Genomic DNA, 13,679 nt, shown 5'->3' on the forward strand with positions numbered 1-13,679 from the left:
AATGACCTCCATACCCCCAAAAATAGAGTTTTTCAGCGACGAAGAACGTGTTGCGGTAGTCATTCCTTGCTTCAAGGTGGTCGCTCACATACTGGAGGTCATCCGTGGCATAGGTCCCGACATATGGCGTATCTATGTCGTGGATGATGCCTGTCCGGAGAGCTCCGGCGCCCATGTGACAATGCACGCCAGTGACCCCCGCGTCCACGTATTGACTCATGAGTTAAATAAAGGTGTTGGTGGCGCGGTAATGACCGGCTATGCCGCGGCCATTGGCGACGGCGCAAGTATCATTGTCAAAATCGATGGCGACGGTCAGATGGACCCGCGTTTAATTCCGCTATTCATTGACCCCATCCTGGCGGGAGAGGCCGACTACACGAAAGGCAATCGGTTTTTCGATCTGGAACAAGTACAATCCATGCCCAAGGTACGCCTCTTTGGCAATGCTGTACTTTCCTTGATAGCCAAACTATCCACCGGCTACTGGGACCTGTTCGACCCCACCAATGGCTATACCGCCATACATCGTGACGTGGCCAAGCTATTACCCTTCGACAGAATCAGTCAGCGTTATTTTTTTGAAACCGACATTCTTTTCCGTTTGAACACGTTGCGCGCCGTTGCGATTGATGTGCCAATGGAAGCAAAGTACGGAAATGAGGTCAGCAACCTTAAAATATCCAATATAATCGGAGAGTTCCTGTTCAAGCATGCACGAAATTTCACAAAACGAATTTTTTATAACTATTACCTGCGCAATATGTCGTTGGCATCCATAGAACTCCCGGTGGGTATCCTTTTGCTATTGTTTGGTATCCTGTTTGGGGGACATCACTGGCTACAATCACTCTCCGATGGCCTTCCGACATCTGCGGGCACGGTCATGCTGAGCGCCCTTCCGGTACTCACCGGAATACAATTGATCATGGCATTCCTCGGTTACGATATTGCGGCAGTACCGAGCCGACCAAGGCACCTCAAGCGACGTAGAGCACAAGCGACAGGCGGCAAAACCCAGTGAGTATTATCAGGAATTTTTTAACCGATCCCACCTTGAAAAAGCTGGATATCGACGGTGCTGAACGTCTGGATCTGCATCAAAAAGTGCTGCAGCAAAAACCCATGCTGCGAGAAGTATTTAGCGACTTCCATCGTACCTTCAAACAGCTGGCAGAACGCTACCTTTACGCTGAAGGACTGGAAATCGAACTCGGTGCAGGGATTGCCCCCATGCGAGAGTCCTACCCGGGGGTTCTGGCTACAGATATCGTTTTCTCGCCCTCTTTGGACAAAGTACTAAATGCAGAAGCGATGGATATCGAAGACCACTGCACCCGGGTTTTTTATGGACAAAATTGCTTTCATCACTTCCCCCACCCCGATCTTTTCTTTGCCGAACTCAATCGCACACTCAAGCCAGGCGGCGGCGCTATTTTGATCGAGCCATTCTACGGCCCATGCTCCAGATTTCTTTATAAAAGGCTCTTCAAATCTGAAGGCTTCGACCCGCATTATAACTCTTGGGAAACGCCAGTCAGCGGCCCCATGAACGGCGCGAACCAGGCACTTAGCTATATTGTTTTCGTACGAGACAGGGAAGAGTTCGAGCGCAAGCATCCTGGACTTGAGATTGCGCACATGGCGGTATGTAACAACTACATTCGTTACCTGACATCCGGTGGTTTGAACTTCAGGCAATTACTCCCCGATGCGCTGACACCAGCACTCAAACTTATTGAAAAACTACTTTACCCAGCACGCTATCTTTTCGCGCTACACCACATCATCGTCATCAGGAAAAAGCCTTGACCTTTCTCCGCTATGCCATCATCCAGGTTCTGGCCTACGCGCTGGATATGGGGGTCTTTATTTTTCTGGTCTTTATATTCAAGGATGAACTGGTACTCATGAATATCACTGGAAAAGTAATTGCCGGCATTTTTGCTTTTTTTCTACACCGTCACTTCACCTTCGAATCAACACAAGGTAGTAAAAAAACTCAAGCGCTGCGCTATTTCTCCCTACTGACCATCAATATCCCATTCTCATCAGCTATATTTACAATTGGCTTGCATTTCCTCGATCATCCGACGCTGGTCAAATTCATCTCAGACGTCCTTTGCGTGATGTTGACCTACTGGATAAGTAAGCTATTTATCTTTCGCCTTGGAGCGGCTGATCGCTCCAGCCCCAACAGGACTGGAGAGTCATGAGCGTGAAGCTTCTGATTACCGGGGCAACAGGCTATATCGGCCGAGAGCTGGTGGCCCAGGCAAGGCGTGAGGGAAGTCAGATCATCTGCGCGACACGAACAGCATGCCCCCCCGAATACACGTGGCTTGCTTATGACCTGCACGGCCCCGCACCCGATTTCCCAGCCGATGTCGACGCAGTCATCCACCTGGCAGCGGACACCTCGAAGAGTATCGACTCGTCCCTTGAGTACGAAATAGAAGCGGCCAGAAGCCTGCTCGATAAGACGCTCAAGGCAAATGCGAGATTTATCTTCATCTCCAGTCAGACCGCGAGTCCGACAGCCCCCAGCGCCTATGGCCAGATAAAATGGCGTATTGAACAAGAAGTATTGAAGTCTTCGGGGATTGTCATCAGGCCGGGCCAGGTTTATGGCGGCCCGGAACGGGGATTATTCGGTCTGTTGGTGAACCTGGTCAGGCGCGTTCCGGTCATCCCGGTGTTCTTGCCAACGGCCTGGGTACAACCGATTCACGTCGAAGACTTGACCAGCGCCATACTGAGTATTGCCAACCGTGATGATATCCAGGGAGAAATCATCAGCCTGGGAGCAATACAGCCGATACCGTTTACTCGTTTTCTCAAGTCGATTGCTGCTGACAGACTCAACAAGTTTCGTCTGCCACTCCCCCTGCCGACCGGCCTCATCAAGCTACTGGGATGGCTACTCGGCCGCTCCCTGAGCGAGAGATTCGGGCTTGATCGAGTGCTCTCGCTGATCAAACTCCCCTCCCTGCAGTGCGAAGAGTCCTTGCAACGAACCCATCTTGTACTCCGTCCTTTGGCACAAGGCATGCACGGTGGGGGTCATAATAAACGCAGGCATCTACTTCGAGAGGGGACTACCCTCTTGAGCTATCTGCTCAAGACGGCCCCGAAACCCAGCTTGGTGCGACGTTACGTCTACGCCTTAGAACGCGCGGGCAAACGTGAAAGGCTGTTTTGTTCAAGCTTGATAGCACGCTGGCCGATACTGCTGGGGCTGCTGGACAACCCTGCCAACCTTCGACACCCACAAAACCAGGAACTTGCGCTGCGCCTGCAATATGCAATCCAGATTGCCGAGGCCAGTCCACAAGGCGCGCGAGTGTTTTTAGATCCCCAGCAACAGGGTGGGGCCCTGAGGGCGTTGTCTGCACTGGCAATAACGGCTTTCAAGGAACTCGTCTGGCGCTTGTTCGCAATGCTCTGTAAACCCTTTGCCCGTCAACTATTTATGGGAAGCGAGAGCAGGCGTGAAAGATAAATTCGACGTCATTATCGTAGGCAGCGGCCCAGCGGGAACCTCGGCCGCCTATCCACTCGTCCAATCCGGGTTGCGAGTGCTCATGGTGGACGCCCAGTGTGCATCTGACTCACCCGCGGCCCCGGATAGCCCATATATTCTCAATAGAGAACGCAATGAGCAGCAGTGGAAATGGATGATTGGCGAACGCTTTCATGCGTTTGAAAAGCTGGAGGCTGTTTCACCCAAGCTGAGAACGCCAACCCACGCTTATGTATTCGACAACTACAACACGGCCAACCTTATCCGCGCACAGGGTTTCATCGTGGTCGGTTCACTGGCCACCGGCGGTCTATCCAACGCCTGGGGATGCGGGGTTGCACGTCTTTCTGCCAGCGAATTCTCCGGTCTGCCCATTCCATACAAAGAAATGGAAAAATCGTATGAAACGGTCTCTCGGCGGATGGGCATCAGTGGCAATGCAGACGATGATCTTTCTGACTACTTCGGCCTTGACGAGTGGTCGCAGCCAGCCCTGCCCTTGGATAAACTCCATCAACGGCTCTATCAAAACTACAGCAAGCTCCCGGCACGCCTGCCAACGTCGGGCTTTCGTCTTGGCCGCTCAAGGGTGGCGGTTTTAAGCAAGGACCTGGATGGGCGAAAAGCCTGCGACTCACTGGGTAACTGTCTGTGGGGCTGTCACAACCAATCCCTCTACAGCGCCTCCCAGGAACTTGCAAAGCTCAAGCAATATCCTGGTTTTCAACACAGACAGGGAATGCTGGTGCATGATTTTTTCAAAAGCGACGATTTATGGACAATCACGGATAAACACGCCACCCAACAATTTTCTGGGCGACGCTTGCTACTAGCGGCAGGCACACTGGCGTCTACGCGATTAACGCTCAAGCGGCTTGGACACACATCACCTCTACCGCTGCTCTCCTCCCCCACTGCCGCTTTTCTCCTGTGGCTGCCGAGAATGCTCGGAACGCCAAGAGTCTCAACATTTGGCCTGGGTCAACTCTCCTTTGCGCTCGATCTTACAGCCGATATCACTGCTTTTGGCTCGACGTTCAGCACGACAGGTCTTCCCATCTCCGAGTTTGTCAGCCGACTGCCCATGAGCAAACGCTACAGCATTGAACTGTTGAAAAATCTGCTCAGTTCTTGCCTGGTAGGCAACCTGTTCTTGCCTGGCCACCTATCTGACAACACCGTAGAACTGGGGAACGATGGCGCTTTATTGGTCAAAGGAAAAGAACGGCAAGAGACAGTTTCGATCATGAACATGGCGCAGGAAAAATTACGCAAACACTATTTAAAAATGGGCGCCCTGTTAATGCCGATGAGTTTCAGTATTGGGAAGCCCGGAGCGGATATCCACTATGCAGGAACACTTCCGATGCACGCAACCCCTCAAGCAGGGCACACCAATATATTAGGTGAAGTGGCTGGCCTTCCCGGTGTCCATTTGATAGATGGTTCTTGCCTGCCAAAAATCACGGAAAAGTCTCACACACTCACTATTATGGCCAACGCTGATCGAATCGGACGAAAGCTGGCTTTAGTGCCATATTAAACAGGCGTAAAGATCTGTTATGCTTTATGGATAAATAACGCCACCCTGCCGACAGCAGCTAAGAAGCCGTCAACATAAGGGACGACGAATGTTAAATACAAGGAGGCGCGCGCGGCGCAGAGCTTTTGGGTATTTATGGTCGTCGCTATGACAGAGACCCTGCCCCAACGCCTCGGAGGGTAACGCTTGATGTTCAGTCCTGCTAAAGCGCCAGCAAGATTTTAGTCCAATAGCCTGCCCCTTTGTACAACGCACCTCAGCAACTCGCCATACGCATAACAGGATCGATAAAGTAATGACTCAGAAGGTACTCTGCATTATCGGTACACGTCCTGAGGCCATTAAAATGGCTCCAGTCATCAAAGCATTGCAAGCAGAAGCCAGCATCAACTGCCGAGTCCTCGCCACGGCCCAGCATCGCCATCTGCTGGACCAGGTCCTCGGGTTTTTTGACATTATTCCGGATCTGGACCTGGACATCATGCGTCCCAACCAATCCTTGGCAACATTGACCGCACGCCTGCTGGAAGGGCTCGATAAGGTACTGCTTGCCGAAAAGCCAGATGTCGTACTGGCTCAAGGCGATACCACGACGGTCATGGGGGCCGCACTGGCTTGCTTCTACCAACGCATTCCATTTGGACATATTGAGGCCGGATTGCGCACTGCCGACCTGTACAACCCATTCCCCGAGGAAGCGAACCGGGTCATCGTTGGCAAGCTGGCACGCTGGCATTTTGCGCCAACTCGGGGAGCCGTGGAGAACCTGTCGAAGGAGGGTATTGCCGCGACGGCGATCACCATGACAGGAAACACCGTCATCGACGCCTTATTGATAGCGGCAGCCAAGCCTCTTGCCCTTGATATGGAACTGGACGAGAGCAGACGCCTGGTGCTGGTGACCGCCCACCGTCGCGAGAACTTCGGCGAACCCTTCCGCTCGATATGCCAGGCACTCAAGACGATCGCTGAAAGAAACACCGATGTTCAGATACTTTACCCTGTGCACCCCAATCCCAACGTCAAGGATGTCGCTTACGAAATACTGGGCCAGACGCCCAACATTATTCTTTGTGAGCCCCTGGACTATGCACAGTTCGTCGCAGCCATGAAACGCGCCTATTTGATCATCAGTGACTCCGGTGGTGTCCAGGAGGAAGCTCCGGCCCTCGGTAAACCCGTACTGGTGCTGCGGGAGGAAACCGAGCGCCCCGAAGCCGTCGAGCTCGGGGTGGTAAAACTGGTCGGTGCCGCTCAGCAGAACATCATCGGACAGGCTCAGCGATTGCTTGACGATCCCGCGGCCTATAGAGCCATGGCACGAGGCGTTTCGCCTTACGGGGATGGCCTCGCGGCCGGACGTATCGTCGAGGTTCTGGTACGGCATTTCCAAACATGCGCATGATCTATCTTTCCCCTGTCCCCTGGGCCAGCTTCAGCCAGCGCTCGCATCACTTCGTGGCTTGGTATCACGAGCAAACACAGGCGGAGGTACTGTGGATAGACCCCTATCCCACGAGACTGCCAAGACACTCTGATTTCAGACGCAGCCCCACTGTTCCAAGCGAAAAAGAGGTGCTGTTTCCTCAATGGCTTAAGGTCGTCAAGCCCAAGTTCCTGCCCATCGAGCCTATTCCGGGCTCGGGCTTGCTGCAAACGCTGCTCTGGCGCGAGGTCATCAAGAAAGCCCTGGTCTTCGCTGCGCAAGATTCCTGCATGATTTGCGTCGGCAAACCTTCGGCACTTGCGCTGCTGCTACTTGAGTGCCTGCCCGAAAGCTATTCGGTTTACGATGCCATGGACGATTTTCCGGCCTTCTATCAAGGGCTGTCTCGCCGCTCCATGGCCGCTTGCGAGCGATTGCTTGTAGAACGGGTATCGAAAATCCTGGTTTCCTCCACCGCCATCAGTAAAACGCTGGGTGCCCTGGCCGACAAGGTGGAGTTGGCAATGAATGCTTGTGACATACAGAAACTGGCCCCCATCGAATCGCTGGTGCTGGATACCAAACAACAATTGCTGGGCTATGTGGGAACGATTGGTAGCTGGTTCGACTGGGACCTGACCATCGCGTTGGCACAAGCCAACCCTGAAAACCGGATTCAACTGATTGGCCCCATATTTACCCGCCCTTCTTGTCCGCTACCCGGAAATATCGAATTATTACCTGAACGCCCCCATGCCGAGGCCATTGCCGCCATGGCGACGTTTTCGGTTGGCTTGATCCCATTCAAGCTCAATCGCCTGACAGCATCCGTCGATCCGATCAAATACTACGAGTACCGCTCGCTTGGCCTACCGGTGATCTCCACTCGCTTCGGTGAAATGGCATGGCGCGATGAGGAGACAGCGGTATGGTTGATCGATGAAAATAGTGATCTGCGCCAGACGAGCCGGCAAGCGCTCGGCTATCGCTGCGACTTTTCAAGGATCCAGGCGTTTCGCCAGGAAAATCTGTGGAGCACACGCTTTTCATCAACCCGCCTGCTCTCAGATGCCCGTGCAGGTAGCCCCCTGCCTCAGGTCACTGACTGATTGCAGTATCTTGCCACCTGGCCGATATAAAATTTCATAACGTGTTCAACGGACCGCTCCTTTATGACCAACGCACAACCTCCACTTGTGATGTGGCACGCCAGTCAGGTGACAGAAAAAGACCGCCAGCAGTTGCTGGGGCAGAAGCCGATCACACTCTGGTTGACCGGCTTGAGCGCCTCGGGGAAATCGACCCTGGCCTTTGCATTGGAACGGCGCCTGCTGGATAAGGGGCAACTGTCTTTCGTTCTCGATGGCGATAATGTTCGCCATGGCCTTAATAGCAATTTGGGCTTCAGCGCCGAGGATCGCGCGGAAAATATCCGCCGCGTGGCAGAAGTGGCGAAATTGATGAACGATGCGGGGCTCATCGTCATCGCAGCCTTTATTTCCCCCTTCACCCAGGATCGCGCACTGGCCCGAACAATTATTGGCGCCGAGCACTTTCGCGAAGTCCATGTCAGTACCTCATTGGGGGTCTGCGAATCCCGTGACCCGAAAGGTATGTACAACAAGGCCAGATCGGGCAGCCTGCCGAATTTCACCGGCATTTCTTCACCTTATGAAGCCCCCGAACAGCCACACTTGAGCATCGACACCCACAACGTGAGCCTGGGTGCCGGGGTGGATCAATTGCTTGCCTTGATCGAGCGCCCCTATTAGTCAGCTCTGCCGCTATCTGAACAAGGACGTGTAGGTAAACACCGTCGTTCGCGATCACTTTAGAAATCCAGAAGTGCTCGATGACAGCATTTTCGTCATTTTTGGTTGCAGGTACCGAAACGCATGCACTACCTATTTGATAATTTACTGGTTTCCTCGCCCAATGGAGGTGGGCTTTTATTTATTCATCAGGACCAGGCATTCCATCTGGACACGATCAACACCACGGGCATCAGCCTGAACGGGAGTACTCTACTAAGAGGTTTACAACCCCAAGGGTTGGTGCTTTATAAAAATCATCACGTTGAACAACACGATGTTCCTGACATTCATGATATTCATGATGTCCTGATCGCGGAGCCCTTCCTTTACACCGTCGGCACTACGGCCAATGAAATTCTGCAACTGGATGAACAGGTAAAAGAGGTTCGTCGCTGGACATTTGCTGGGGGACAAGATGCGAAACACCTCAACTGCCTGACACTCTGGAATCAACGTATCGTCTTTTGTGCCTTTGGTGATTTCACCGAGCCTCGTCAGTACAAGGGCAATACCGAACTAGCCGGTTTTGTTCAGGACCTGCACACCGGCGAACGTCTTATCAATGGTCTCTCACAGCCTCATAGCCTGTGCTCCGTAGGCGAGCACTTGTTACTGGCCAACTCCGAAAGCAAAGAGTTACGTGAATATGACCGCCGCGGACTACTCTTGCGAAGCAAGGTCCTGAAAGGTTATACCCGTGGCATTTGCGTGCAGAATGGCAAGATCTATATAGGACTGAGTCGCTCACGAAATATTGACAGCGATGGCTTGTCAAGCGCCCGCCTGGTCGCACTGGACAGTCAATCCTGGCAAGAGCTGGGCTATATTGACTTACCCGTGCCGGAGGTTTATTCGATTCATGGAATCGAAAACCCGGATGTTGTGCCTGCCTTGCTGGCAGGTATCAGCCAACATGCATCGACCCTGTACCAACACTCGATAAACGAGCGCGACATTAAACTTCAGACGCTCGCAGAATGTAGCGCACAACAGGAACGGCTCATTGCATCACTTGCACAACAACTCAACCAGCAAAATGAACAGCATCATCATGCCTTCTCTCTGTTGGCGGAGCGGGATGCGGAGCTGACGACAATGAGCCAGCGGTACGAGGAAGTCCGCCATCAATACGGGCAACTTCTAAGCAGCAACTCCTGGCTTCTGACCCAGCCGATAAGAAATATCCGTCGTTGGTTGAGATGGTAGACGAGCGTCTTCAAGGCCTCTGAGTCAGGGGCAGCCCTTTTCTGACGAAGTGCTCGTCGCACAAAAGAGCTGCTCGAACAAGAGTTTGCTCAAACGAGCATTACCCTTGATCCCAACATGGTCATGGTCGGCGATCTCATCATCCGCAAAGCCGAGCTCGTTCATATACAAGGTTCGAGCCCCTGTCTCACGCTCGATAATGCCATGCGGAATTCGCAGGTGCTCCAGGGGGGCAGCCTCAACGACGAAGATCGGTGTCTTGTTTTCCATCCTGACCCTATCGGCCAGACCATTCAAAAAGCGCAACACCGCAGGTTGCAAATCCGCCGCCTGCTGATCACGCCAAGTGACTTGCGCCTGTCTCGCCGGGTAGTTGTCAGGAATAATCAAACCATCACCATTGCGGAAGACCGCGACCCAACGCCGACTGTAGCGCAACAACATAAGCCCCCGCGCATCCTCACAAAGCCCCAAGCCTCGGGCAGCCTGAAGTTCGTTGAGCGGTGAGCGCCTGCTATTTTCATTACAGGGGTCATAATGTACATCGGGAAAGGTTTCACTGAACAATGCATTGATCGGCAAGGGCTCAAGCCACTCAATGAGAGATAACCCCTGCAAACAGGCCGGCGCCTGCTCCGCATAGAATGCCATGTCCGTCAACGTCCATCGCAGCGGGCAGCCTACAGCGCCGAGAAGAATCTCGGCGGGAATACTGATCACTACGGTTTTTTCAGCCGCTTTGGCTGCCTGCCGCACCATAAACGGAAAGTCCCAGGGCAGAATGCCTGGCGTTCCCAGGTTAAATACGCGATGCCCGTTTTGCTTGAAGTACTCGGTATTGAAGTGATTTTGTACTCTGGAAGAGCCTACCAACACCACTTCTGGCGCCGACTCCTGGGTATCCAGCAATAGCCCTTTCCAGACTTTACCTTCCTGCCAAAAACCTCGCTGAATAAGCAGTTTTGCAAATTCCACGCTGAACAGGTTAGCCAGAATCGTCAAAAGAGCCGCTATCGCAAGGAGCCATAGAACCGAACGTCGAAAACGGATGTAAAGAGCTGGCGCCAAAGGAGTAATCACTTCAGTAATGATAATAGTTAAATGGGCTTGGCGCATTGGACAGTACGCGCAACAAGGTCAATGCCAATAAACAGGACAGTATGAGCAGCCAGCCAATACCCGGTGTGACCAAGGGTAAACCCGCTATCCGCACGCCGGATAGTTTGGGGATCGTGCCCTGACGAAGTAAATTCGTCGAATCAAGCATGGGCCGATAACGCCCCAATAGCTGCATGGAATTAGGTGCAAACAAGCAGATCGACCAGGCCAGGAAAATCAGGCCCAGCGCCTCGATGGTTCCCGGCAGTGCCGATAGACTGTCAGGTGGGCTCATCCCCAGCAGGACCGCGGTGCCATTCAACCAGGTGGGGTGAAAACTCGAGGGCAGAACAACCTCCTGGGTACTACCGCCAAAACCGAACAAGGCGACCAGCACCTCCCATGCGCCCCCGAGTGTCTGCGTCTGAAAAATACATCCCAGGCAAATCAACAGCAGTTGAGTCTGCCCCCAACTCAATAACCGCCTTCCCGCCGGCAGATTGCGTGGTGGCGGGGTGCGGAACACCAGGCGACGGGCATGTTGGTAAGTCACAATGGCTCCGTGCAATGTCCCCCAGAGCAGATAGTTGAACGTAGCACCGTGCCAGAAACCAGCAACGATCATCGTTAGGGGCAACGCTGCCAGATGTCGCCAGATCACCAATCGCTTTCCCGCCAAAGGACGAAATACGTGTTCACGGATGAACTGTGTCACCGTGATATTCCAGCGATTCCAGAATTCATCCATGCTCACCGCCTTCAACGGCGAATAGAAATTCAACGGAAGGCGTATACCGACGATCAACGCCAATCCACATGCCATATCGGAATAGCCGGAAAAGTCGAAATAGAAATTCAGGAAACCGGCCAGTGCGGCGATCCATGCGTTGAGCATATCCAATGCTTGCCCGCTGTCTGCGAGGCCGAAAAGACGGTGCGAATACGCTCCCAATGGATCGGCCAACAAGACTTTCTTGCTTAAACCAATAATAAACAGACTGGTTCCCGCAAACACATTGGCGGAACGCAACGCAAAGGTACGCGGCCAATTGAGCTGTTTAAGCATATCCCGATGGCGGACCAGAGGGCCGGCGACAAGGTGCGGAAAGAAACAAATGACAAACGTGTAATCCGCCGCTTTGGCCTTGCTCCCCGTGCGGTAGAGCGACACCAGGTAGGCTATTTGCTGAAAGGTAAAAAAAGAAATCCCCAGTGGCAGTGGGCGCTCGACAGGAACAGGCAGTCTCTGCCATTCGAGGCTCAGCAGGCTCAGGGCGTTTGAACCGACCTTGAACCAGATCAACAACAGCAAATTCGCACAGATACCAATGCCCAACAGCATAGCCCGCTGGTGCCCTTGCACTTTTGACAGCCCTTCCCCTATCACCCAGTTTGTACAAAGGGACAATAGCAACACCGGTATATCGGCTGGGTTCCACAATGCATAGAAGCCCAAGGACGCGAAAATCAGGAAATACTTGGGAGGCTGAGTACCCAACCGGTGAAGCAGGAGTGTGATGACGAGTACAAGGGAGGCAAGCGCCATAAAAGGCAGGCTGTTAAACAACATATACAGTCTCTGAAATCGGATGTTTGACGCCAATAAACCGAATACCGACCACTCTCACTTCGTCGATCTTTTCCAGCATAAAAGCAAGATGCCACTATCGCCTATTTGCCATATCGAATCTATGGAATAGACTGCTTCATATGGCCCGATAGATAATTTTTTTGCATGGATGCGAAGCATAGACCCTATTCATAAAAATACGTCGCCCGGGGATTCCTAGATGGTTGGTACCGAAAATGTTGTTCGTGAAGGCGCAAGCCCCCACGATTTTTTCAGTTATTTACGCAAACACGTCCTGCCCATCCGCCCCTCCCAGTACGATCTGTCCAATACCTGCAACCTGGTTTGCGAGGGCTGCCTGTTCTTCGCCGGCTCCGACCATGAAGGCCATGTCCCGATCACGGATCTGGAGCAGATCGATCGTTTTTTTGCAAAGGAGGCAGCTCGTGGCATCAACTATGCGGAAGTAGCCGGCGCTGAACCCTCACTGGTGGAAAGCAAGCTGGTGGTGATGGCTCGCCACATACCACGTGGGGTTATTTATACCAACGGCACCAAAAAGCTGACAAAGGAACTGAATTACCGGCTGCAGATCTCGTTATGGGGCCTTCCCGAAGAAAGCGCCAAGCTGAGGGGGGCGGATATTTTTGCCAAGCAGGTGCGCAACTATGGCAACGATCCCAGGGCTATTTTCGTTTTTACCATTACCCGGCAAAACCTGACCAATATTCCCGAAATAGCCAGGCTCTGTGCCGACAAAGGTTTACGTCTGAGCTTCAATCATTACAGCCCGACAAGCGACTACCTGAATCGCCTGCACGAAGATCAGCCGGACCGCACAGACTATTTCCGCTTCAGCCAGGGCGACGACAATCTACTCCTCGGCCCCGATGAGCTCGCACGCTCACAGGCATTGATCGCGGAGGCCATGGAGAATTACCCCCACTCAATCCTCTACAATCATGACTTCAACAAGTGGGTGCATAAGCCGGACGGGTTGTACGATATCGATCCCGCCACGGGCAATGCTACCAACTGCGCAGCCCGCGTCACCTCCCACTACCGGCACTTTCATGTGGACCTGCAGGACGCCGGAGAAGTCAAATGCTGCACGCCCAACATCGATTGCCGCGCTTGCCGGCTCTACGCACAGTCCCTGGGAAGCGCGTTGCAAAGACAGACCGGCCGAACACGCAAAGGCGCTGACTTCGAGGCCTGGATGCAGTTGTGGCGGCTCTGGCATCTGTTGTTCTGGGGAGAACTCCCGGCCGAATTTGCTCAGGATGATATGACGAAGAGTCGTTTTTTGTCCGTGCGAACGTTGGACAGCTCTTTTGAGCAACAACGAAAATCGATAGTCGGCTGACGGCAAACAGCCAGTTGATCGGATCGCGGCAGGAATGGCAGTCATCTGCCTCCTCGCGCAGATCCGTATCTGCGGAATTACCGTATACAGTTCCTGCCTTGGATGTTGACGCCGAATTGAGTGATGGGAGAAG

12 protein-coding genes are annotated in these 13,679 nt (G+C 53.1%); 10 read left to right on the forward strand and 2 right to left on the reverse strand.

Features of this window, described 5'->3' with window-relative positions; translation table 11 throughout:
• Position 1 precedes the first annotated feature (1 nt).
• The 9 genes from AC07VG_RS06240 to AC07VG_RS06280 all read left to right on the forward strand — a co-directional run bounded on the left by AC07VG_RS06240 (position 2) and on the right by AC07VG_RS06280 (position 9,512).
• Positions 2-1,024: a glycosyltransferase family 2 protein gene (locus AC07VG_RS06240; protein ID WP_495020668.1), complete on the forward strand. Its 1,023-nt coding sequence runs from the start codon at positions 2-4 to the stop codon at positions 1,022-1,024.
• A 32-nt stretch (positions 1,025-1,056) separates the two neighbouring features.
• Positions 1,057-1,812 (forward strand): class I SAM-dependent methyltransferase, encoded by a 756-nt coding sequence (locus AC07VG_RS06245; RefSeq protein WP_494999852.1) that lies wholly within the window; start codon positions 1,057-1,059, stop codon positions 1,810-1,812.
• Positions 1,809-2,216 (forward strand): GtrA family protein, encoded by a 408-nt coding sequence (locus AC07VG_RS06250; protein ID WP_495020669.1) that lies wholly within the window; start codon positions 1,809-1,811, stop codon positions 2,214-2,216. The genes AC07VG_RS06245 and AC07VG_RS06250 overlap by 4 nt, the downstream gene beginning before the upstream one ends.
• On the forward strand, positions 2,213-3,502 hold the full coding sequence (locus AC07VG_RS06255; protein WP_494999850.1) for an NAD-dependent epimerase/dehydratase family protein: 1,290 nt from the start codon (positions 2,213-2,215) through the stop codon (positions 3,500-3,502). Before AC07VG_RS06250 ends, AC07VG_RS06255 begins: the two co-directional genes overlap by 4 nt.
• Positions 3,492-5,066: an FAD-dependent oxidoreductase gene (locus tag AC07VG_RS06260; RefSeq protein ID WP_495020670.1), complete on the forward strand. Its 1,575-nt coding sequence runs from the start codon at positions 3,492-3,494 to the stop codon at positions 5,064-5,066. Before AC07VG_RS06255 ends, AC07VG_RS06260 begins: the two co-directional genes overlap by 11 nt.
• Positions 5,067-5,361: 295 nt before the next feature.
• Positions 5,362-6,471, forward strand: coding sequence for a non-hydrolyzing UDP-N-acetylglucosamine 2-epimerase (wecB, locus tag AC07VG_RS06265; protein WP_495020671.1), 1,110 nt, complete (start codon positions 5,362-5,364; stop codon positions 6,469-6,471).
• Positions 6,462-7,601, forward strand: a complete 1,140-nt coding sequence (locus AC07VG_RS06270) for a glycosyltransferase family protein (protein WP_495020672.1) — start codon at positions 6,462-6,464, stop codon at positions 7,599-7,601. The genes wecB and AC07VG_RS06270 overlap by 10 nt, the downstream gene beginning before the upstream one ends.
• A 63-nt stretch (positions 7,602-7,664) precedes the next feature.
• Positions 7,665-8,264, forward strand: a complete 600-nt coding sequence (gene cysC, locus AC07VG_RS06275) for an adenylyl-sulfate kinase (protein WP_494999846.1) — start codon at positions 7,665-7,667, stop codon at positions 8,262-8,264.
• A gap of 123 nt (positions 8,265-8,387) precedes the next feature.
• On the forward strand, positions 8,388-9,512 hold the full coding sequence (locus AC07VG_RS06280; RefSeq protein WP_495020673.1) for a DUF4915 domain-containing protein: 1,125 nt from the start codon (positions 8,388-8,390) through the stop codon (positions 9,510-9,512).
• A 24-nt stretch (positions 9,513-9,536) separates the two neighbouring features.
• Here the strand turns inward: AC07VG_RS06280 and AC07VG_RS06285 are convergent, their stop codons facing one another.
• Together AC07VG_RS06285 and AC07VG_RS06290 are read right to left on the reverse strand one after the other, a co-directional pair.
• Positions 9,537-10,628 (reverse strand): hypothetical protein, encoded by a 1,092-nt coding sequence (locus tag AC07VG_RS06285; protein WP_494999844.1) that lies wholly within the window; start codon positions 10,626-10,628, stop codon positions 9,537-9,539.
• Positions 10,594-12,180, reverse strand: a complete 1,587-nt coding sequence (locus tag AC07VG_RS06290) for an MBOAT family O-acyltransferase (protein ID WP_494999843.1) — start codon at positions 12,178-12,180, stop codon at positions 10,594-10,596. The genes AC07VG_RS06285 and AC07VG_RS06290 overlap by 35 nt, the downstream gene beginning before the upstream one ends.
• Before the next feature lie 220 nt (positions 12,181-12,400).
• Between AC07VG_RS06290 and AC07VG_RS06295 the strand changes: the two genes are divergently transcribed.
• Positions 12,401-13,546, forward strand: coding sequence for a hypothetical protein (locus AC07VG_RS06295; protein ID WP_495020674.1), 1,146 nt, complete (start codon positions 12,401-12,403; stop codon positions 13,544-13,546).
• Positions 13,547-13,679 lie beyond the last annotated feature (133 nt).

The organism is Pseudomonas sp. GW821-FHT03C07 (assembly GCF_059420925.1).